Source organism: Streptosporangium brasiliense, assembly GCF_030811595.1.
GTDB lineage: Bacteria > Actinomycetota > Actinomycetes > Streptosporangiales > Streptosporangiaceae > Streptosporangium > Streptosporangium brasiliense.
The window spans coordinates 7,423,681-7,442,803 of record NZ_JAUSRB010000002.1 but is presented as its reverse complement, the minus strand read 5'-3'; the positions used below and the strand labels follow the sequence as shown (position 1 = coordinate 7,442,803).

The window sequence follows — 19,123 nt, the reverse complement described above, 5'->3', positions numbered from 1 at the left end:
CGAGGACACCCGGGATGGATTCCGTCACGGCGGTTGGGGCATCGGGTACACCGACGAGGTGATCGGGAGGTTCGTCGGAGGGATGGGCAGGGCCACGGCGATGCTCTTCGGGCACCGGTCATACGACGACCTGCTGGGCCACTGGACATCGGTGGCCGACCCCAACCCGTTCACCGAGGTGCTGGTGAACTCGCGCAAGTACGTCGCCTCCCGCCAGGCGGGCACCGAACTCGCCTACCCCAACTCCACGCTGCTGGTGGGGGAGGCGGCCGGCACCGTCGCACGGCTTAAGGGCCAGATCGACGGCGTGATCAGGGTGCTCGGCAGCGGTGAGCTGGTGCGCTCACTGCACGCGGCGGGCCTGGTCGAGGAGTATGTCCTGCTGATCCACCCGATCGTGCTCGGTTCGGGCACGCGGCTGTTCGGCGAGGGGGAACGTACCGACCTGACGCTTCAGGAGGCGATCATGGCCACGACCGGTGTGCTGATCGCACGCTACACGGTCAATTGACGAGGGAGGATCAAGACATGCGGTACATGTTGTTGTTCCACTACGGCGAGGCGAGCGAGGAGTCGATCGGGGCCGAGGCGATAGCCGCCGGGATGCGGGCCATGGCCAGTTACGCCGCGACGCTGGAGCAGGCCGGGATCCTGGTGAGCGGCCAGGTGCTGCAGCCGTCGACCAGTTCGACCACGCTCACGCTGGTCGATGGGGAGCCACGGATTCAGGACGGGCCGTTCGCCGACACCAAGGAGCAGCTCGGGGGCGTGATCGTCATCGACGTGCCGGATCTGGACGCCGCCCTGGAGTGGGCACGGCAGGCTCCGCCGCTGTCGTGGGGCACCGTCGAGGTCCGGCCCGGTGCCGTGCACATCGAGGCCGGGACGTGGGCTGAGTCATCGTGACCGGCGAGACGGCTGCGCACGTCGCCGAGCGCGCCGCACGGGCGTCCTATGGCCGGCTGGTCGCCCTGCTGGCCGCTCCGACCGGCGACCTCGAACTCGCCGAGGACACCCTGGCGCAGGCCTTCGAGCAGGCTCTGATCACGTGGCCGCGCGACGGCGTACCGGACAACCCCGACGGCTGGCTGCTGACGGTCGCACGCAACCAGCCATCGCCGCCAACGTCCGTACGCCGCTGATGCTGCAGGCCGTGCTCGGGTTCGACTCCGCCCAGATCGCGCGGGCCTTCGCCGTGCCCGCCGGGGCGATGTCGCAACGGCTGGTGCGGGCCAAGCGGCGGATCAGGGACGCCAAGATCCCCTTCGTCCTCCCCGGGCGACAGGCGATGCCCCAGCGGCTGCCGTCGGTGCTTGAGGCGGTGTACGGCTGCTACGCGCTGGCCTTCCCGGAGCGGGGCGAGGGGGCGTCGCTTGCGGGGGAGGCCCGGTTCCTGGCCGTCACGACCGCGAGGCTGCTCGGCGACGAGCCCGAGGCGTGGGCGCTGGCGGCGCTGCTCACCCTGGCCTCGGCGCGTGCCACGACTCCCGGCGATCGCTATCTGCCGTTGCAGGAGCAGGACCCAGACAAGTGGGACCCCCACCTCATCGCCGAGGGCCAGGACTATCTCCGCCGGGCCGAGCGGCCAGGCCAGGCGCCCGGGCGGTTTCAGCTGGAGGCGGCGATCCAGGCGGTCCACTGCGATCGGGCCCGCAGCGGTGCCACCGATTGGAACGCACTGTGCACCCTCTACACCGCTCTGGTCGCGATCGCGCCGAGCCTGGGCAGCCGGGTCGCCCACGCCGCCGTCATCGGACGCACCCGCTCACCCCGAACGGGACTGTCGCTGCTGGAGGCATTGCCCGGCGAACGAGAGCGGTTCCAGCCCTATCACGCGGCACGCGGCGACCTGCTCGCCCGGCTCGGCCGACACCAGGACGCGGGCGCCGCCTACACCCAAGCGTCCACCCTCAGTACGGACCCGGCCGTCCGAGATTTTCTCGAACGACGCGCCAAGGAACTGTCCCGCTGACCGGGACCGGCGCGTTGTCCCGCTGTCACGCCCGCCCGATCATCCTGGATCGGGCGATGCAGCTCCTCGCGCAGGACACCGTCGCGGACGGCCCGGGGGTCGGTACCGTACAGGTGCTTGAGGTTGGCACGCAGCGGCATGCCGGCGGTGTGGGTGAGCAGATGCCGGGCGGTGGCGTGGCCGAGTGGGTGGCCGGCGACCTCGGGCCACAACGAGCCGAGCGGGTCATCGAGCGGCACCACCCCGTCCTCCCGGAAGAAGCCGGTACAGGTTTCTCCGAGGTCGATACGGGTGCTCTGCTGCCGGCCGGGCAGGCGACAGGCCGCATGGCCTGGCTGTTCGGTCCTCCAGCCGAGGGAGCACGCGGTCAGCCGATGCGGCCGCGCCAGCCCGCCGAGTCAGGTGGATCGTCCCGTCGGCCTCGATGCGAGCCCGGGCCCTGTACAGGGGGATACGGCCGGTCAGCAGCCAGTCGTGGCGAACCTTCTCCAGAAGATCCCACAGCCGGAGCGGCCCGCTCTGGTGAACGACCGCAAGCCCGTCCCCGTGAGCGCCGGCCCGAGCCCAGGAGCCGTCGGGGTGCGTCACCCTGGCCGCCGGTGCCCTACAGCTCATCTTCGCTGAGCACCGCGCCGGCCGCTCGGCTCCCGCTCTGGGTGGAGAGCCGGTCAGGATGCCACGGTACCCATTTCCGCTTGACCTCCGCCTCCAGGTCGACTCCGTGATGCCGTGTCATGAGCAGGACCTGGGACAAGACATCGGCGAGTTCGGATCGGAAGCCCGACTCCAGCTCATCGGCAGAGTGTCCCTTGTCCCTAGATCTTGTCAGGACCTCTCGAGGCACCTCACCGATGTCTTTCCACGGTCAGCACGGTGATCGGATGCAGCCGCCCGGCAAGAGGTGGGATGGCCGGGCTGTGCCCTCCGTGCCTTCATCGCATGCGGCGGCAGGTCATGCCGGCTGGACACCGCCCTGCAATTGCTGGACGGCATGGACCAGGGGCGCGAGCACGGGATCGACGGCTGCCTGGTCGAGGGCCTGGCGCAGGGCGGTGTTGTGGGTGGGGGCGTGCCTCCTCCAGCAGGCGCAGGCCGTCGTCGGTGACGTCGGTGTAGATGCCGCGGCGGTCGGTGGGGCACAGGTAGCGTGAGAGCAGCCCGCGGTCCTCCAGCCGGGTCACCAGCCGCGTGGTGGCGCTCTGGCTGAGGACGACGGAGTCGGCGACCTGCCGCATCTGCAGGTGTCCGCCCTCGCCGTCGTGCTGGCGGCTCAGCACGTCCAGCAGCGAATACTCGCGTGCGCTCAATCGGTGTCCGGCCTGAAGCGCGCGTTCGACTTTGCTCTCGATGCGTCCGTGCAGCAGCGAGAGCGCCGACCAGCTGTGTGCCAGGGCGGTCATCGCCGGGTCGGTGGCGGTCATGAGCAGCTCCCTCAGTCAGGTCGTGCGAGCGGAGGTGCAGGTCGGAGGCCTGCCGCCGTATCACGGCTCACTATACCCGCGTTTGCAATTAACCCGCGTGTGCAATTATTGTTGGCGCTCGTAAGGCGTTCACGCACTCACTATGTCTGTCAAAGGACCCTCGTCATGCCGCTCGCACTGCTGGCCCTGGCCATGGGGGCCTTCGGAATCGGCACCACGGAATTCGTGATCATGGGGCTGCTGCCCCAGGTCGGCGCGGACCTCGGCGTGTCCGTGCCGACGGCCGGCTTCCTGGTCACCGGTTACGCCCTCGGCGTCATGATCGGCGCACCGATCATGACCGTCCTCGGCACCAGGATCTCTCGCAAGAACATGCTCATGCTGCTCATGGGCCTGTTCATCCTCGGCAACGTCATCTCCGCCGTCGCCCCGGTCTTCGCCGTCATGCTGATCGGCCGAGTGGTGGCCTCGCTGGCCCACGGCGCCTTCTTCGGCATCGGCTCCGTCGTCGCCGCCGAACTGGTGGCGCCGGAGAAGAAGGCCGGAGCCATCTCCATGATGTTCACCGGCCTGACCGTGGCCAACGTCGTCGGCGTGCCCCTGGGCACGTTCGTGGGCCAGAGCGCCGGCCTGGCGCGTGACCTTCCTGATCGTCGCCGCCCTCGGCGTGCTCGGCCTGGCCGGCGTCGCCAAGCTCGTACCCGACGTACCCAAGCCGGACGGGGTACAGCTGCGCCACGAGGTCGCCGTCTTCAAGAACGTCCAGGTCATGCTGGCCATGGCCATGACGGTCCTCGGCTTCGGAGGCGTGTTCGCCGCGATCACCTACATCGCGCCGATGATGACCGAGGTCAGTGGCTTCGCGGAATCCTCCATCACCTGGCTGATGGTGGTCTTCGGGCTGGGCATGATGGCAGGCAACCTCATCGGCGGCCGTTTCGCGGACCGCAGGCTCATGCCGATGCTCTACACCGCCCTGGGTGGCCTGGCGCTGGTCCTGCTGCTGTTCACCTTCCTCGCCTCCGGCAAGGCCGCGTCCGTCGTGGCTGTCTTCCTCATCGGCGCTCTCGGCTTCGCCACCGTCCCGCCGCTGCAGAAGCGCGTCCTGGACCACGCCCACGGCGCGCCGACGCTGGCCTCGGCGGCCAACATCGGCGCCTTCAACCTGGGCAACGCCCTGTCCGCCTGGCTCGGCGGCCTGGTGATCTCCGCCGGCCTCGGCTACACCGCGCCCAACGCCGTCGGGGCCGTCCTGACCGCCGCCGCTCTGGTGCTGGCCGTCATCTCACACCGGCTGGAGCTGCGGCCCACCCGCACCACTGCGGCTTCCGCCCCGGCGGACCTCGACCCCACCGCGGCCTCCGACCGCAGCGCCGCTCCCGCCCCGGCGGGAGCCGTCCGCTCCTGATCCCTCGTACCCGCGCCGCACCGGCCGAGTGTTCCCCACCGATACAAGGAGACGTCCCATGAGCACCACCACCACGGCCCCGCTGACCGTTACCGACGCGGAGACCCTCATCCTCGCCGCCCGCCGCGCCGCCGACGCGGCGGGCGTCCCCGCCAGCATCACCGTCCTCGACGCCGGCGGAAACCTGCTGGCCTTCCGCCGCGACGAGCGCGCCGTACTCATCTCCGGTGAAACCAGCACGGCCAAGGCCTACACCGCCCTTCAGCTGAACGCGCCGACCGCCGACCTGGTCGACCTGTCAAGCCGGACGGCCCTTCCACTCCCTGCCCACCGCGCTGAACAAGCCCTGCTGTTCATCGCCGGCGGCGTGCCCATCCGCCGCGACGGACAGCTCATCGGCGCCCTCGGCCTCGGTGGCGGTGCCCCCGAGCAGGACCACGCCTTTGCCACCGCCGCACTCAAGGAACTCGGCTGATGACCCGCACTCCGCAGGAGGTCTTCGCCGACCACGGCAACCGCCTGGGCGCCGGGGACCCCGATCTGATCAGCCAGAACTACACGGAGGACGCCGTCTTCCTCACCCCCGAAGGCGTCCTGACAGGTCGTCAGGGGGTGAAGGAGGGCATCGGCCGCCTGCTGGCCGACCTCCCGGACGCCGACTGGCGGCTGACCCCGCAGTTCGCCGGGAACGTCCTGTTCCTGCAGTGGACCGCCACCACCGCCACCCACCAGGTCACCGACGGCGTCGACACCTTCGTCTTCCGGGACGACCTCATCAGCGCACAGACCGTCCGCTACACCCCCTCCCCGCGTACCGCCTGAAGGAGCACCCGCACACCACGGCACTCTCCGCCCTCAGCACCGTGAAGCTGAACAACGGCGTCAAGATTCCCCAGCTCGGCTTCGGAGTCTTCCAAGTCCCCGACGACCAGACCACCTCCGCCGTCACCGCCGCGCTTCAGGCCGGCTACCGCAGCATCGACACCGCGGCGATCTACGGCAACGAGGCCGGTGTCGGCCGGGCCCTGGCCTCCGGGCTGCCGCGCGAGGAGCTGTTCGTCACCACCAAACTGTGGAACGCCGACCAGGGATACGAGGCCACCCTGCGCGCCTTCGACGCCAGCCTCGCCAAGCTCGGCCTCGACTACCTCGACCTCTACCTGATCCACTGGCCCACCCCCGCCCGCGACCTCTACCTGGACTCCTGGCGGGCCATCGAGCGCCTCGTCCAGGAGGGGCGGATCCGCGCCGCGGGCGTGTCGAACTTCCAGCCCACCCACCTCAAGCGCCTGCTGGACAACAGCGCGCTCGTCCCGGCGGTCAACCAGGTCGAGCTGCACCCCGGCCTCCAGCAGGCCGCGCTGCGCGCCTTCCACGCCGAGCACAACATCGCCACCGAGGCATGGAGCCCGCTCGCCCAAGGCGCCGTCCTGGACGACCCGGTGATCACCGCGATTGCCGGGCGCACCGGCAAGTCCCCAGCCCAGGTGGTGCTGCGCTGGCACCTGCAGCTGGGCAACATCGTCATCCCCAAGTCGGTCACCCCGGCCCGTATCCACCAGAACCTCGACGTCTTTGACCTCCAGCTGACCGACGAGGACATGGCCGCGATCGCCGCGACCGACCGCGACCTGCGCACCGGCCCCCACCCGGACCGGTTCAACTGACGGATCGCCGCCCCGCCGTTCCCGGCAGCCCCGACTGGCCCGGAACGGCCCCGCTGCCACCGCATCCGAGGATCCACCATGGCACCCCTTCATCCCGCACTCGCCCGACTCGCCCCCGCCGACGGCCACCTCACCATCGGCCTGGAACTGCCGCTCGACCTTCGAGACCTTCACCCACCTCGGCCATCTCGCCGCCACCACTCGGAACGTCGTCCTCGGCACCGGCGCCGTCGTCCTGCCTCTGCGCGAACCGCTGCTGGTCGCCAAGGCGGCGGCCACCGTCGACGTCCTGTCGGGCGGCCGGATGCTGCTCGGCCTGGCCAGCGGCGACCGGCAGCTGGAGGTCCTGCCAAGCTGGTGCACCGGGCGGGCATACCGATCGCCGTCGCCGGCGGCGCCCAGCAGACCCCGGACTGGATCGCCGAGCACGCCGACGCCTCCCTCAACTACCCGCGCGAGCTGGGCGCGCTGCGGCTGAAGACTCGTGAATGGCGAGAGTCGACGGATGGCCGCAAGCCGTACCTCACCCCGATGCTGCTCACCCTCCAGGACGACCCTGACGCCCCGGCCCACCCCATCCGGCTCGGCCTCAGCACAGGCCGCAAGGCCCTGGTCGAGCACCTGGAGACCATGGCCGACCTCGGCGTCGCCCACGTCTCCTTCAGCCTCCGCCCCAACGACCGCCCTGTCGACGAGTTGCTGCACGAGCTCGCCGAAGAGGTCCTGCCCCGCTTCGCCGCGGCGCCCGTCCACGCCGCCCGGGGAAGTGCCCGATGAGGTGCTGGTGTATCTCAGCGGGCAGCTCGGGATCGAGGACGTCTCGCGGGTCAAGCGGTACACCGAGCGGCGCAACACGCCGTTCGAGCACCAGGAGGTGATCCGTGAGGCCTGCAAGCCGAAGAAGTTCTCCCGGGCGGAGGCTGAGTTCACCGCCCGGGTCGGATCGCGGGCCTGGAACACCGGCGACGGCAAGAAGGCGATCTTCTATGACGGCGTGACGTGGCTGCGCACCAGCAAGGCCCTGCCGGCGGGCGCGACCACGTCGGATCTCGGTCTCGGACCTGGGCGCGTCGATAGCAGGCTCCATGCACCTGTGCCTCAAGGTCGACGACTTCGACGCGGTGTACCAGCGTATGAAGACGCGGTGTACCGACGCATGAAATGGAAACGTCCTTCCTGTCAGTCCCCACTTTCGGCGCCCAGCGTCTCGACCACCTCGGCGGCGCCGCGCCAGGACAGCTCGGTGTGCAGGTGCTCCGCGAGCTGCCCGACGGCGAAGACGAAGACCAGGTCGAAGAACAGCTCCAGCGGGGATACGGCACGGCGCAGGCCGGCGTCTGACGCTGCGCTCACGTCGGGACGCCCGTCAGGGGCGCAGCGCGACCCGGCGTGAATTCACGGTAAGCCAACAGGTAGTCACGTCAAGTCATCACGCTGGACGGGTGTGGCGGCGGGACCGACGGGGTTGAGGAACAGCGGGACAGCCTTCGCAAGGCGCGGATCGCTCACCCTCCGGAGTGTGGTCGCGGAGCGAGAGGGCGCCGCTCGGCCCGGTGTCACGCTCCGGCCGGTGCCAGGGGTGCCGGCATGCCGGTCCGGCCGGCGTCCGGCCCGCCGGAGGCGTCGATCAGAAGGCGTGCGATGGCCTTGGCCTGGTGGGCCGTCTCGGGGGTGGCGAAAATGCCGGCGGTCGCCATGGCGCCGTTCACGAGGATCGACAACTGGTCGGCGACGTCCGCGGGCAGGCCCGCCGCCGCCACGAGCTCGCTGAAGTAGTCCGTCACCGCGCACTTGTGGACACGGGTGATGTCGGCGATGCGGTCGGAGACGCTTCCCATCTCGCCGAAGGCGTTGATGAAGAAGCAGCCGCGGAATTCCGGCTGGCTGAACCAGTTGTAGAGGTAGTCGAAGACGGCCAGGATGCTGTCCACGGGGGCGTCGGCGTGGGAGTCGACGTATCGGACGATGGCCGCGCGGGCATCGATGTCACGCTGGCGGAGCACCTCGTGTATCAGTTCGTCCTTGGACGCGAAGGTCGCGTAGATCCGCTTGAGTGGCACACCCGAAATATCGCGGATGGTGGCCATATCGACCGCGTGCACACCGCGTTCGTTGAAGAGCGCGTCGGCCACCCGCATGATCCTCACTCGATCCATTTCGTTGCCCAACCTCGTCACCTCCCTGCGAGGATCGTCGTTCTCTTACCGTGTGGGCGTCTCTTGCCGTGTGGGCGTCAGGTCGGCGCCGGTGTCGGCCCGGCACCGACGATCTTTACGGGCGGCGCGTCCGAGGAGGGGACGACCGGCCCGGGCGCGGTCTCACAGATCCGGTTCCGCGTTGACGGGCAGCCGGAGCACGAAGCGCACGCCTCCGGCCGGGGTTCCCTCGACGGTCAGGGTGCCGTGATGGGCCTGGGTGATTTCCCGGGCGATCGTCAGACCGAGTCCCGTTCCCCCGAGGTCACGGCTACGGGAGGTGTCCACCCGGGCGAACAGATCGAAGATCCGGTCCCGGTCGGCCTCGGGCACGCCCCGGCCGTCGTTGGTCACGGTCAGTTCGGCGGCGCCCGCTTCGCGGCGCACCTGCACCAGCACCAGCCGCTCGGCGTGCCGGTGGGCGTTGTCCAACAGGTTGCTGAGCACCCGGCCGATCTGGTCCTCGACGGCGTCGACGGTGACGTACGGGTCCATGCTTAGTTGGACCCGGTCCCGGTCGCTCCGCCGGGAGATCTCGGCGTCGACCAGCCTCGCCAGATTCACCGGCTGCGTTCTCGCCGGCCACGCGGTGTCCAGGTGGACCAGCAGGAAGAGGTCCTCGACGATCGCCTGCAGCCGGTCGAGGTTTCTCAGCGCGCGCTCCAGCACTCCGTCCATGTCGATCTCCCCCGAGTGCAGCCAGGCGTCCTCCAGCTCGGCGCGGAGTCCGGCGATGGGCGTGCGCAGCTCGTGGGAGGCGTCGGAGGTGAACTGCCGTTCCCGCTGGAGCGCCCGCTCCAGCCGTTCTTTCATGTCGTCGAGACTGCGTCTCAGATCGTCCGCCCTTCGGGCACAGTCGCCCGAAGGGCGGGGTTCGAGCTGAACGATCTGGTCGATGAACGGCGCCAAGGGCTGGCATTGCGACATGACAGCTTCCCTTTCTGGCAAGGAACGGGAGGTTTGTCCCATTATCACACGGTATGAGAATGATGATTCTCAAACAAGGTGAGATGTCAGCATTTAGGTAAAACTCCGGCATGCGGGGGGCGGCCTCCTGATGAGCGGATCGGGGAAGGCGGTGGTCACAACCGAAGGGCTCCTGAAGATCCGCGCCTGCACTGCCCAGCACTGAGGCGCGGACCCGCCTCGCCCTGCCGTGTCACCGGCGCGGCGCCTGCCACCGGGTGTTGAGCCGGCCGTGCCGCATTCGGCCCACCAAGCGGACGCGCAGTGTCTCGGGCGTGTTGTCGCCCGAATCCCTGCTGATCGCCAGGCTGCTGTGCCGCACCGACAGCTCGTTGGCGTCCACCACCATGCCCGGCGCGAGGACCAGCTCCACGTCGCCGCCACGTACTCGCAGTTCGATGACCAGCTCAGGTGCGGTGCGCACCGCGCTGGTCAGGTCCAGCATCACCTCGCACCACGCGGTGCGCAGCGCGAGCCGGTGCGGCAGCGTCCACCGGCCGTCACGGCGCATCGTGCCGTGCCGCTCCTTGATGGTGAGCAGTTCGGCGGCCGGCTCGGCCGGCGTGCCGGCGAGCGGCAGCGTGAGTGCGCCGCCGCTGCCTGGCACCGCGATCAGATCGGTGATGAGCGGGGTCAGGGCGTCGATGGTGCGGGCGGCCAGCGCCGCGTCCAGCCGCTCGTCGAACTCGACCGGGTCGAGCCGGCCGTCGGTGACGGCGGCGCGCAGCAGTTCGGTGACCCGGTCGCGGTCTTCGTCGGACGCGCGCAGCGCGGATGAGCAGGACTTCTCAAGACCCTGCATGTGGGTTTCCTGTGTCGTCATCGGGGTCTCCCTCCGTGGAGCCTGGGCGGTGTCACCCGCGGAACACCCGCCCCTTTTGGTCGGACACGTCGACGGCGGCCTCGCCAAGCTGCTCGACGAGCTCCTCGATGTGCTGTGCTGAGGCTTACCGGCACGGCCGTTCGGCCCTGCTCGATCTCGATCCGGGGCCGGGGAGCACCCACAGCGGTTGCCCGGCGCCCCGCACAGCGCGCCTCCCGGACTCACCCGGCCGGCGGGGCACGCGACCGATCTCGGTCGGCATGGCGAGCAGCAGTATCGGTGCCTGCACGACGGGGACGTTCAGCCGCAGCCGGCGGCCGTTGCGCCTGCGATCGCGTACCGTCACCAGGCGCGGGATCATCAGGACCTCTCCAGCTCGGCCGCCGCCTTCTGGAGCTCCGTCACGCGAGGACTGTCGTCATCCGAGGCAGGTCCGGACGGCCTTGGCCAGGTCCGCCGCGCGCGGATCGTCGGGCCGGAAGTTCCAGAGGTTCGTGACGTAGCCGAAGCCGACACCGGCATCGGGGTCGGCGAAGCCGATCGATCCGCCGGAGCCCGGGTGGCCGAACGACCCCGGTCCGGCCATCGGCAGCGGTTGGCAGGCCCGCCAGAACCCGAGCGACATCCAGAAGGATCGGTCAGCGGGGATGTTCAGCCCCGGCGGCAGCCCGTGCATCGGCGTCCTGTCGGTCTGAACGACCGTCATTCTCTCGACTGTTGACGGATCGAGCAGCCGCACCCCGTCGACGTCGCTGACCGTGGCGGCGTACATCCGCGCCAACGAGCGCGCATCCGTGAGCATGTTCGCGGCCGGGAACTCGGCCGCGCGCCAGGCACGCGTGGTGTGATAGTCGGTCGTGTTGTCCAAGGCGCCGCCGAGCTCGCCGGCGCGGGCTTGGACCGAGCCCGGAGCCCATACGGCGTTCACCCATGCGGTGACCGTGTCCGCGTCGAGCCCGGTAATCGCGATCAGCCCGGCCGTCAGCTCCTCCACGCTGAACGGTGCGGCGTAGTGGATCCGGGCCACCCGTCTCTCCTGCTTCTCAGGCAGCCCGATCCAGGCGCTCAGCCCGAGCGGGGCGGCCACCTCCTCGGCGAAGAACCTGCCCAGTGACTTGCCGGAGATCCGGCGCACGACCTCCCCAACCAGGAACCCGAACGTGATGCTGTGGTAGACGTGCTCGGTGCCCGGCCGCCACAGCGGCTTCTGCGCCTCGAGTGCGCGGATGACCGGGTGCCACGCGCAGGCCTGCTCGAACGTCAGCGGTCCGTCGACGATCGGCAGACCGGCCTGGTGTGACAGTAGCCAGCGCACCGGGATCTGGTCCTTGCCGGCAGCGCCGAACTCCGGCCAGTATCGGGCCACCGGGGCGTCCAGATCCAGTTCACCGCGCTGTGCCAGCATATGGGCACAGATCGCGGTAGCGCCTTTCGTCGTGGACGCGACCTGGACGATGGTGTTCTTGCGCCACGGTCGGTCCGCCTCACGATCGGCGAGGCCGCCCCACAGGTTGACGACCGGGCGGCCGCCCACGTAGACGCTGCACGCCGCGCCGACCTCGCCGGGGTTTCTGAAGTTCTTGCGGAACGCGTCGGCGACCTTTCCCCAGCCGTGCTCGACACCGTGCTCGGCATCGTCACCACCGTCACGGCTCACGGAGGCGTTGGCGTGGCCGGCGAGGCCGGCGTGTGCGCCGGCGAGCGCGCCGGCGCCCAGCACGCCCTTCAACACGGTGCGACGCCCGACGTGTCCCTGTTCGGGTGTCCCGCTTGTCGTGTCTGCCATGCTGTGATTCCTTTCTGGAGAGCTGAAACTCAGGGATCTGAGACTTTGGAGAAGACGTACGCCCGGATCGACCGGGACGGTCCGCGTTACTGGATCGGCGTTATTGGATCGGCGCGGCAAGAGTGGTGCGCGAGGAGCACGAGCAGTTTTTGCCGAAGGGCGCCCCGGCCGTCAGCCCCATGCCGTCGTCCCGCTCCGGCCCGTATGGGTGGTGCCGCTCAGGGGGAGGCCGCTGATGAAGCCTGTTCCGGCTGTTCGAGGGCGGCATGAGGTTCACGTGAGCCGCGGTGAATCCGCGGTGGACATCGACCTGTGGGGGAGTGCGGGATGGGGCAGGTGCTGGTCAGCGGCACGCGTGTGATGCGTAGGCGGTGAAGCGTCCGGCTTCGCGGCTCCGGTGGCTGAGCTGCCCTCGTCCGGGTGCCACCGGAATACGGGCGGCGCGGACGCGATCGCCACAGAGGCGGGTAGCCACAGTGGTGGCGGCCGGGTCAGTGGTTACGCGTCCCAGGTGACGGGGAGGCTCTTGACTCCGTAGATGTCCGCGGTCTCCGGGCGCAGGCTGACCTCCTCGGCGGGTACGGCCAGGCGTAGCGTGGGGAAGCGGTTGATCAGGGCGGGGAGCGCGACGCGCAGCTCGACGCGGGCGAGCTGCTGGCCCAGGCACTGGTGGATGCCGTGGCTGAAGGCCAGGTGGCCGCCGTTCTGCCGGCGCAGGTCGAGCGTGTGGGGGTCGGGGAAGCGTTCGGGGTCGCGGTTGGCGGTGTTGAGGGACAGGATGACCGTCGTGCCGGCCTCGATGGTGTGGCCGCCCAGCTCGACGTCCTCCAGCGCGACCCGGTGGAACTGCTTGGCGACGCTCAGATACCGCAGCAGCTCTTCGACGGCCTGGTCGGTGAGCGCGGGGTCGGTGCGCAGCGCGGCGAGCTGGTCGGGGTTCCGCAGGAGGGCGAAGGTGCCCAGCGCCAGCATGTTGGCGGTGGTGTCGAACCCGGCTGCCAGCAGGATCAGGGCGATGCCCTTGAGCTCCTCGTCGGTCAGGTCGCTGTCGAGCAGGTCGCTGAGCACGTCGTCGGTGGGGTTGGCGCGCTTGGCGGCCACCAGCTCGGCGAGATACTCCTGGGTCGCCAGGTAGGCCGCGATCAGCTCCTCGTCGCTGACTTCTCCGCCGAGGAAGGTGTCGATGTTCTCCTGGAAGCGGCCCCGGTCCTCGTACGGCACGCCCAGCAGCTCGCAGATCACGATGGAGGGGATGGGCTTGGCGAACGCGGTCACCAGGTCGGCCGTCGGGCCGGCCTTGTCCATGGCGTCCAGGTGGTCGGCGGTGATCTGCTCGACGCGTTCGGTGAGCAGCCGCATCCGTCGGACGGTGAACTTGCCGACCAGGGGTTTGCGGTAGCGGCTGTGCTGCGGCTCGTCCATGAGGAGGAACTCGCCGGGCGGCGCCGGGGGGACCTCGATGTCGCCGTAGTCGACCAGCGGGTGGTGGAGCATCAGCTCCTTGCGGGAGCTGAACCGCTGGTCGGCCAGGACCGACCGGACCAGGTCGTATCCGGTGACCAGCCAGCCCTGGTGACCGCTGGGGAAGGGGAAGCGGCTGATCGGGCCGTGCTCACGGGCCTCGATCAGCTCCTTGGGCGGGTCGAAGGGACAGCCGGACTGACGCGCGGTCGGCATCGCCGTGAGGGTGTGGACAAAATCGTTCATGAGCTTTCCTTTCGATGTGCAGGCACGCGGCTGATCTAGGAGATCCTGCGGTGGTAGGTCCTCATGGCGAAGGCGTAGGCGACGACGAGGATGCCGACACACCAGGCGAGGGCGACCCAGATGTCGGTGCCGACCGGCTGCCCGGTGAACAGGGCGCGGATGGCGTTGACGATGGAGGTCACCGGCTGGTTCTCGGCGAAGGCGCGCACCGGGCCGGGCATGGTGGCGGTGGGCACGAACGCCGAGCTGAGGAAGGGCAGGAAGATGAGCGGGTAGGAGAACGCGCTCGCGCCTTCCATGGTCTTGGCGGTCAGGCCGGGGATGACGGCGATCCAGGTCAACGCCAGGGTGAACAGGATCAGGATGCCCGCCACCGCCAGCCACGCCGGCACTCCCGCCCCCGAGCGGAAGCCCATGAGCAGGGCCACGAGCATCACGACCCCGACCGAGACCAGGTTGGCGACCAGCGAGGTCAGCACGTGCGCCCACAGCACCGACGACCGCGCGGTCGGCATCGACTGGAAGCGCTCGAAGATGCCGCCCTTCATGTCCATGAACAGCCGGTAGGCGGTGTAGGCGATGCCCGAGGCGACTGTGATGAGCAGGATGCCGGGCAGCATGTAGTTCACATACGAGTCCGACTCTGTTCTGATCGCGCCGCCGAACACGTAGACGAACATCAGCATCATGGCGATCGGCATGATCGCGGTCGTGATGATGGTGTCCGGGCTGCGGGTTATGTGGCGCAGGGACCGTCCCAGCAGGACGGTGGTGTCACCGAAGAAATGCTTGCTCATCGTTGTTCCTTATGTCTTCGTGATGCCTTCGTGGTCCGTTATGCCGTCGTCCCGACGAGGGTGAGGAAGACGTCCTCGAGGGTCGGCTGCTTCTCGACGTATTCGACCTTGGCGGGCGGCAGCAGTTGCTTGAGCTCGGCCAGGGTGCCGTTGACGATGATCCGGCCCTCGTGGAGGATCGCGATCCGGTCGGCGAGCTGTTCGGCCTCGTCCAGATACTGCGTGGTGAGCAGCACCGTCGTGCCCCGGTCGGCGAGATCCCTGACGGCCTGCCACACCTCGATGCGGGCCTGGGGGTCGAGTCCGGTCGTCGGTTCGTCGAGGAAGATGACCGGCGGATCGCCGATCAGGCTCATCGCGATGTCGAGGCGGCGGCGCATGCCCCCCGAGTACGTCGCCACCTTCCGCCCGCCCGCGTCGGTCAGCGAGAACCGCGCGAGCAGGTCGTCGGCGATCTTGCCCGGATCCTTGAGGTGCCGCAGCCGGGCGACCAGCACGAGGTTCTCCCGCCCGCTGAGGATCTCGTCCACGGCGGCGAACTGCCCGGTGAGGCTGATGGACTCACGCACGTTCGCGGCCTGCGCGGCGACGTCGAAGCCGTTGACGCGGGCCGTGCCCGCATCGGCCTTGAGCAGCGTGGACAGGATCTTCACGGCGGTGGTCTTGCCCGCCCCGTTGGAGCCGAGCAGGGCGAAGATGCTGCCCCGCGCCACCTCGAAGTCCACGCCGCGCAGCACGCGCAGCTCCTTGTAGGACTTCTCCAGACCCCGCACCTGGATCGCCGGGGCTTGCTGGGTCGTCATCACTCTGTCCTGTCTTGTGGTGGGGTGGTTTCGCCGGCGGCGCGGGCGATGGCGTTGGCGAAGCGGTTGCGTTCGCGGGCCCGGTACTGGCCGAGGGGGTAGTTGGCCATGAACGCCTCGACGAACTCGATGGGGTCGTCGCCGACGATGTCGCGGATCGGGGTTCGGTCCGCCGCGCCCTGCTCGAACAGGTCGGCGAGGTCCTCGTACATCGCCATCGCGCCGGCGCCGTCGGCCGGCCCGAAGTGCATCAGGTAGCGCTCCACGGCTTCGACCGCGATGCGGTAGTTCTCGGGAAGCTGCTTGATACGCGCCTTGTAGTGCCGGTAGCGCTTCTTCTCCTCCAGCGACCCGGTGACCACCTCCAGATACTGCAGGTAGCGGCTTTTCGGCTCGTTCGACCCTGTGGCCATGGCTAATTGCCTCCTTCGCGGAGCTGTTCGAGCCTCTCGGCCAGGAAGCTCCAGGTTCGCCAGAACTCTTCGAGGTACTCCCGTCCCTGGTCGTTGAGGGAGTACACCTTGCGTGGCGGCCCCTTCTCCGACGGGACCTTCTCCACGTCGACCAGGCCGCGCTGCTCGATCCTGACCAGCAGCGCGTAGACGGTGCCCTCGGCGATGTCGGAGAAGCCCTGATCCCGCAGCTGCGCGGTGATCTCGTAGCCGTACGCGGGCCGGCTGGACAGGATCGCCAGGACGATGCCCTCCAGCGTTCCCTTGAGCATCTCGGTGGCGAGCTTGCCCATGGGGCGCCTCCTTTCAGCTACTTGGTGTTGCTGACTACCAGTACAAAGTAACACTGACTACCCGTACCTAGCAACACCGAATAGCTGAGATGTGGAGCGGAAGCTTGAGCGTGTGGGTGCGGGCGGTCTGATCGCTGCTCGTGAGCGAGTCCGCCATCCCTTGGACGACGTCTCGTTTGGTGAGTCGGCGGTAGCGGATGAGGGCTGCGGCGATGGCGACGAAGGATGCGAAGTGGTCGGCTCGACGTTCGTAGCGGCGGTGCAGGCGTCGGCAGCCGGCCAGCCAGGAGACCGTCCGCTCGACCACCCGGCGGTGGCGTCCCGGTCGCCGGCTGGACCCGACCCCTCGGCGGGCGATGCGCGGAACGATGCCACGGCTGCGCAGGAAGGGCGGATAGTCGTAGCCCTTGTCGCCGTGCAGCTTCACCGGTCGGCGGCGTCGCGGTCCACGGCGAGAGCGGATCGGCGGGATGCCGCGTACCAGCGGTTCCAACGCCAGGCTGTCATGGATGTTGGCCGCGCTGATCGCGACAGAGATCGGCAGACCGGTCCGCTCGGTGATGAGGTGGATCTTCGACCTGTTCTTGCCGCGATCGACAGGATTCGGACCTGTCGGGCCCCCCTTTGGTCGCTCGAACACTGACGGAGTCGATCGCGCACCGCGACCAGTCAGGCTCCCCGCGGGCGCCGAGCTCGTCCAGCGGGATCCGGTACAGCTGGGCCCATACCCTGGTGGCGCTCCATTCGGTGAAGCGGCGGTGGACCGTCTGCCAGAACTCGTCGGGGACCAGCCGACAAAGAAACACATCCACGGACGATCTAACGACTGATCGCCAAATGAGTCATGTTCTAAGTGGGTGTTTGATCCCGTGAGTTTCGTTTGGTTTGGCTTTCAGGTGTTTCGCCAGGTCGGGGTGGATTCGCGGGTGAGTCGGCGGGTCATGAGGTCGATCATGGCGGTGTGGATCATGGCTTCGGAGCGGGTGGGCAGGGCCTCGTAGTCACGGGTCAGGCGGCGGTGGAGCATCAGCCAGCCGAAGGTCCGCTCCACGACCCAGCGGCGGGGAAGAGGGGTGAACCCCCTGGTGGCGGGATCGCGGCGGACGACCTCGACATCGATGCCGAGGGCGGCGCCGTGCTCGATGACGGTGGTGCGGTAGCCGCTGTCGGCCCAGGCTTTGGTGATGGTCGGGTTGTCTGCGGCGACCTGGGTCAGCAGGGGCAGGCCGGCGGCGCCGTCGGAGACGCCGGCGGCGGTGACCAGCACCGCGAGGAGCAGGCCGAGGGTGTCGGTGACGATACTGCGCTTGCGGCCGGCGATCTTCTTGCCGGCGTCATAGCCCTGGCCGGTGGCCGGCACGTTGGCTGAGGTTTTGACGCTTTGGGCGTCGATGATGCAGGCCGTCGGTTCGGGATCGCGACCTTCTGTGGTGCGGGCCAGGCGGCGCAGCAGGGCGCTGAGCTGGATGAAGATGCCGTCGGTCTGCCAGTGGGCGAAGTATCCGTAGACGGTCTGCCAGGGCGGATACTCGTGTGGCAGGTAGCGCCAGGGGATGCCGGTGCGGTCGACGTACAAGATTGCGTTCATGATGGCGCGCAGGTCGTGCTCGGGTGGGCGTCCGATGTCCAGGCCCTTTCCTCTGCGTTCGGTGCGCCAGGCGGTCAGCACGGGTTCGAGGAGCTTCCAGCGGGCGTCGGACAGGTCACTGGGGTACGGTCGCTGCTCGGCCATGTCCTGGACGTATCGTGTGGCGCGCCGGCCGCCCAGCCCTTCGGAGATGTTCGTCACCGGGTGGTAAGGACAAAGCCTCAGGTCATGGAATGAGACAGGATTTTCCGGTACGAGACCGGCGCCTGGCGGGTGCTTAACCGAACGCGCTGGCTCGCGTATCTACCGAAAACCATACGAGACTGGCAGCCTCTCGAGGAGGCAAAATGGGGCGATAGCTCATAGAGAGGGATAAAACACCCACTAAGACCGTGTCCTACATGGTGAGTTTGAGATGTCGCTTATGGCAGGTCATGGCTGCAGCGAGGGTGAAAAAGGCCAGGTAGGCGTAGGGGTGACGCTCGTAACGGGGTGACAGGCGCCGGTAGCCGAACAGCCAGGAGATAGTTCGTTCGATCACCCAGCGATGGCGGCCCAGTCGCTGGCTGGACTCGACGCCCTTGCGGGCGATACGCACTCCGATGCGCTTGCCGCGCAGCCATCGCCGCAGCTCAGGATGGTCATAGGCCTTGTCGGCGTGGAGCTTGCCGATCTTGCGATACCGGCCCTGCACAGGGCTGTGTCTCAATTGGAGGGCGAGCATCGTCGGCTTCAACCAGCGGCTGTCGTGGACGTTGGCCGCGGACAGGCCGACGACCAGAGGCAGTCCGGCTGCGTCCGACAGGACGTGCAGCTTGGAACCGGGCTTACCCCGGTCCACGGGCGAAGGACCTGTGTGTTCGCCCCCTTTTTGGCGCGCACATGCGCCGAGTCGAGCACCACGCGCGACACATCCAGCAGGCCATCGCCGGCCAACTGGTCCAGGACGGCCTGGTGCAACCGCTCCCACACCCCGGCACACGACCAGATCAAAAACCGGCGATGCACAGTGGACTTCGAGGCTCCGAAACACGGCGGCAGCGCCCGCCAGGAGCATCCGCTGACCAGCACGTAGACGATCGCGGCGAACACCGCCTCATCAGCGACACCGACGATCCCGCCGCCCTGCGGGCGCACCCGAGGCGCCGGCAGCAACGGCCGCGCGATCTCCCACAACCCCGCCGGGACGATCCAGTCCCATTGCCCGCCGTCCATGGTGAGTTCAACGACTCACCCACCATGTAG

Annotated in this window: 21 protein-coding genes and 6 pseudogenes; 11 read left to right on the top strand and 16 right to left on the bottom strand. The window is 68.7% G+C overall.

Translation table 11 applies throughout. The features are described 5' to 3' along the window. Positions 1 to 58 precede the first annotated feature (58 nt). Genes J2S55_RS43040 through J2S55_RS43025 form a run of 4 tightly spaced genes read left to right on the top strand, consistent with a single transcriptional unit; the run spans position 59 to position 1,972 of the window. Positions 59 to 511 (top strand): dihydrofolate reductase family protein, encoded by a 453-nt coding sequence (locus tag J2S55_RS43040; protein ID WP_370879760.1) that lies wholly within the window; start codon positions 59 to 61, stop codon positions 509 to 511. Between the two features lie 17 nt (positions 512 to 528). After that, positions 529 to 906, top strand: coding sequence for a YciI family protein (locus J2S55_RS43035; protein WP_306873340.1), 378 nt, complete (start codon positions 529 to 531; stop codon positions 904 to 906). Beyond that, entirely contained in the window at positions 903 to 1,142 is a 240-nt protein-coding gene (locus J2S55_RS43030) for a hypothetical protein (RefSeq protein WP_306873338.1), read from the top strand. Before J2S55_RS43035 ends, J2S55_RS43030 begins: the two co-directional genes overlap by 4 nt. Positions 1,143 to 1,153: 11 nt before the next feature. Further along, the gene (locus J2S55_RS43025) at positions 1,154 to 1,972 is read left to right on the top strand and encodes a DUF6596 domain-containing protein (protein WP_306873336.1); all 819 of its coding nucleotides are present in this window, start codon (positions 1,154 to 1,156) and stop codon (positions 1,970 to 1,972) included. Here J2S55_RS43025 and J2S55_RS48570 read toward each other — a convergent pair. Both J2S55_RS48570 and J2S55_RS43020 read right to left on the bottom strand, forming a co-directional pair. Further along, positions 1,891 to 2,211: a hypothetical protein gene (locus J2S55_RS48570; protein ID WP_370879759.1), complete on the bottom strand. Its 321-nt coding sequence runs from the start codon at positions 2,209 to 2,211 to the stop codon at positions 1,891 to 1,893. The two genes, J2S55_RS43025 and J2S55_RS48570, sit on opposite strands and share 82 nt — an antisense overlap. Positions 2,212 to 2,924: 713 nt before the next feature. Continuing rightward, positions 2,925 to 3,393, bottom strand: a pseudogene (locus J2S55_RS43020) (MarR family winged helix-turn-helix transcriptional regulator). Between the two features lie 165 nt (positions 3,394 to 3,558). Between J2S55_RS43020 and J2S55_RS43015 the strand changes: the two are divergent. The 7 genes and pseudogenes from J2S55_RS43015 to J2S55_RS48565 form a co-directional block, all read left to right on the top strand. Further along, positions 3,559 to 4,801 (top strand): annotated as a pseudogene (locus J2S55_RS43015) (MFS transporter). 58 nt (positions 4,802 to 4,859) lie between these two features. Continuing rightward, positions 4,860 to 5,276, top strand: coding sequence for a GlcG/HbpS family heme-binding protein (locus tag J2S55_RS43010; RefSeq protein ID WP_306873333.1), 417 nt, complete (start codon positions 4,860 to 4,862; stop codon positions 5,274 to 5,276). Then, complete coding sequence (locus J2S55_RS43005; RefSeq protein ID WP_306873330.1) at positions 5,276 to 5,623, top strand: nuclear transport factor 2 family protein; 348 nt, start codon at positions 5,276 to 5,278, stop codon at positions 5,621 to 5,623. Before J2S55_RS43010 ends, J2S55_RS43005 begins: the two co-directional genes overlap by 1 nt. Before the next feature lie 41 nt (positions 5,624 to 5,664). Further along, positions 5,665 to 6,468 (top strand): aldo/keto reductase, encoded by an 804-nt coding sequence (locus J2S55_RS43000; RefSeq protein WP_306873327.1) that lies wholly within the window; start codon positions 5,665 to 5,667, stop codon positions 6,466 to 6,468. Between the two features lie 34 nt (positions 6,469 to 6,502). Then, positions 6,503 to 6,799: pseudogene (locus J2S55_RS42995) on the top strand (LLM class flavin-dependent oxidoreductase); the annotation flags it as partial. 26 nt (positions 6,800 to 6,825) lie between these two features. Next, entirely contained in the window at positions 6,826 to 7,245 is a 420-nt protein-coding gene (locus tag J2S55_RS42990; protein WP_306873325.1) for an LLM class oxidoreductase, read from the top strand. Then, positions 7,235 to 7,438 (top strand): annotated as a pseudogene (locus tag J2S55_RS48565) (DUF4158 domain-containing protein); the annotation flags it as partial. The gene J2S55_RS42990 and the pseudogene J2S55_RS48565, both read left to right, overlap by 11 nt. Before the next feature lie 209 nt (positions 7,439 to 7,647). Here J2S55_RS48565 and J2S55_RS42985 read toward each other — a convergent pair. The 14 genes and pseudogenes from J2S55_RS42985 to J2S55_RS42925 all read right to left on the bottom strand — a co-directional run bounded on the left by J2S55_RS42985 (position 7,648) and on the right by J2S55_RS42925 (position 19,093). Next, positions 7,648 to 7,821: a low temperature requirement protein A gene (locus J2S55_RS42985; protein ID WP_306873324.1), complete on the bottom strand. Its 174-nt coding sequence runs from the start codon at positions 7,819 to 7,821 to the stop codon at positions 7,648 to 7,650. A 203-nt stretch (positions 7,822 to 8,024) separates the two neighbouring features. Next, positions 8,025 to 8,624 (bottom strand): TetR/AcrR family transcriptional regulator, encoded by a 600-nt coding sequence (locus J2S55_RS42980; RefSeq protein WP_306873322.1) that lies wholly within the window; start codon positions 8,622 to 8,624, stop codon positions 8,025 to 8,027. A gap of 162 nt (positions 8,625 to 8,786) precedes the next feature. After that, positions 8,787 to 9,227, bottom strand: a complete 441-nt coding sequence (locus tag J2S55_RS48560; RefSeq protein ID WP_370879818.1) for a sensor histidine kinase — start codon at positions 9,225 to 9,227, stop codon at positions 8,787 to 8,789. A gap of 39 nt (positions 9,228 to 9,266) precedes the next feature. Further along, positions 9,267 to 9,476: pseudogene (locus J2S55_RS48555) on the bottom strand (histidine kinase dimerization/phospho-acceptor domain-containing protein); the annotation flags it as partial. Between the two features lie 346 nt (positions 9,477 to 9,822). Continuing rightward, positions 9,823 to 10,452 (bottom strand): DUF1707 SHOCT-like domain-containing protein, encoded by a 630-nt coding sequence (locus J2S55_RS42970; RefSeq protein WP_306873316.1) that lies wholly within the window; start codon positions 10,450 to 10,452, stop codon positions 9,823 to 9,825. Positions 10,453 to 10,870: 418 nt separating this feature from the next. Next, positions 10,871 to 12,172 carry a serine hydrolase domain-containing protein gene (locus tag J2S55_RS42965; protein ID WP_306873315.1) on the bottom strand — a complete coding sequence of 434 codons (1,302 nt, stop codon included), beginning with the start codon at positions 12,170 to 12,172 and terminating at the stop codon, positions 10,871 to 10,873. Between the two features lie 564 nt (positions 12,173 to 12,736). Then, a complete protein-coding gene (locus J2S55_RS42960) occupies positions 12,737 to 13,945 on the bottom strand; it encodes a cytochrome P450 (RefSeq protein ID WP_306873313.1) in 1,209 nt (402 codons plus the stop codon). 35 nt (positions 13,946 to 13,980) lie between these two features. Further along, positions 13,981 to 14,742, bottom strand: a complete 762-nt coding sequence (locus J2S55_RS42955; protein WP_306873310.1) for an ABC transporter permease — start codon at positions 14,740 to 14,742, stop codon at positions 13,981 to 13,983. 38 nt (positions 14,743 to 14,780) lie between these two features. Further along, entirely contained in the window at positions 14,781 to 15,545 is a 765-nt protein-coding gene (locus J2S55_RS42950) for an ABC transporter ATP-binding protein (RefSeq protein WP_306873307.1), read from the bottom strand. Next, positions 15,545 to 15,958 (bottom strand): DUF1048 domain-containing protein, encoded by a 414-nt coding sequence (locus tag J2S55_RS42945; RefSeq protein ID WP_306873304.1) that lies wholly within the window; start codon positions 15,956 to 15,958, stop codon positions 15,545 to 15,547. Before J2S55_RS42945 ends, J2S55_RS42950 begins: the two co-directional genes overlap by 1 nt. Positions 15,959 to 15,960: 2 nt before the next feature. After that, positions 15,961 to 16,290 carry a PadR family transcriptional regulator gene (locus J2S55_RS42940; RefSeq protein WP_306868140.1) on the bottom strand — a complete coding sequence of 110 codons (330 nt, stop codon included), beginning with the start codon at positions 16,288 to 16,290 and terminating at the stop codon, positions 15,961 to 15,963. Between the two features lie 178 nt (positions 16,291 to 16,468). Next, a pseudogene (locus J2S55_RS42935) lies at positions 16,469 to 17,057 on the bottom strand (IS5 family transposase); the annotation flags it as partial. Positions 17,058 to 17,182: 125 nt separating this feature from the next. Beyond that, positions 17,183 to 18,022 carry an IS5 family transposase gene (locus tag J2S55_RS42930; RefSeq protein ID WP_306858579.1) on the bottom strand — a complete coding sequence of 280 codons (840 nt, stop codon included), beginning with the start codon at positions 18,020 to 18,022 and terminating at the stop codon, positions 17,183 to 17,185. Between the two features lie 253 nt (positions 18,023 to 18,275). Next, positions 18,276 to 19,093, bottom strand: a protein-coding gene (locus tag J2S55_RS42925) for an IS5 family transposase (protein ID WP_306873302.1) whose coding sequence is annotated in 2 segments (ribosomal slippage) — positions 18,276 to 18,751 and positions 18,751 to 19,093 — 819 coding nt in all. Because the reading frame shifts where the segments join, the coding sequence is not laid out codon by codon here. Positions 19,094 to 19,123: the final 30 nt, after the last annotated feature.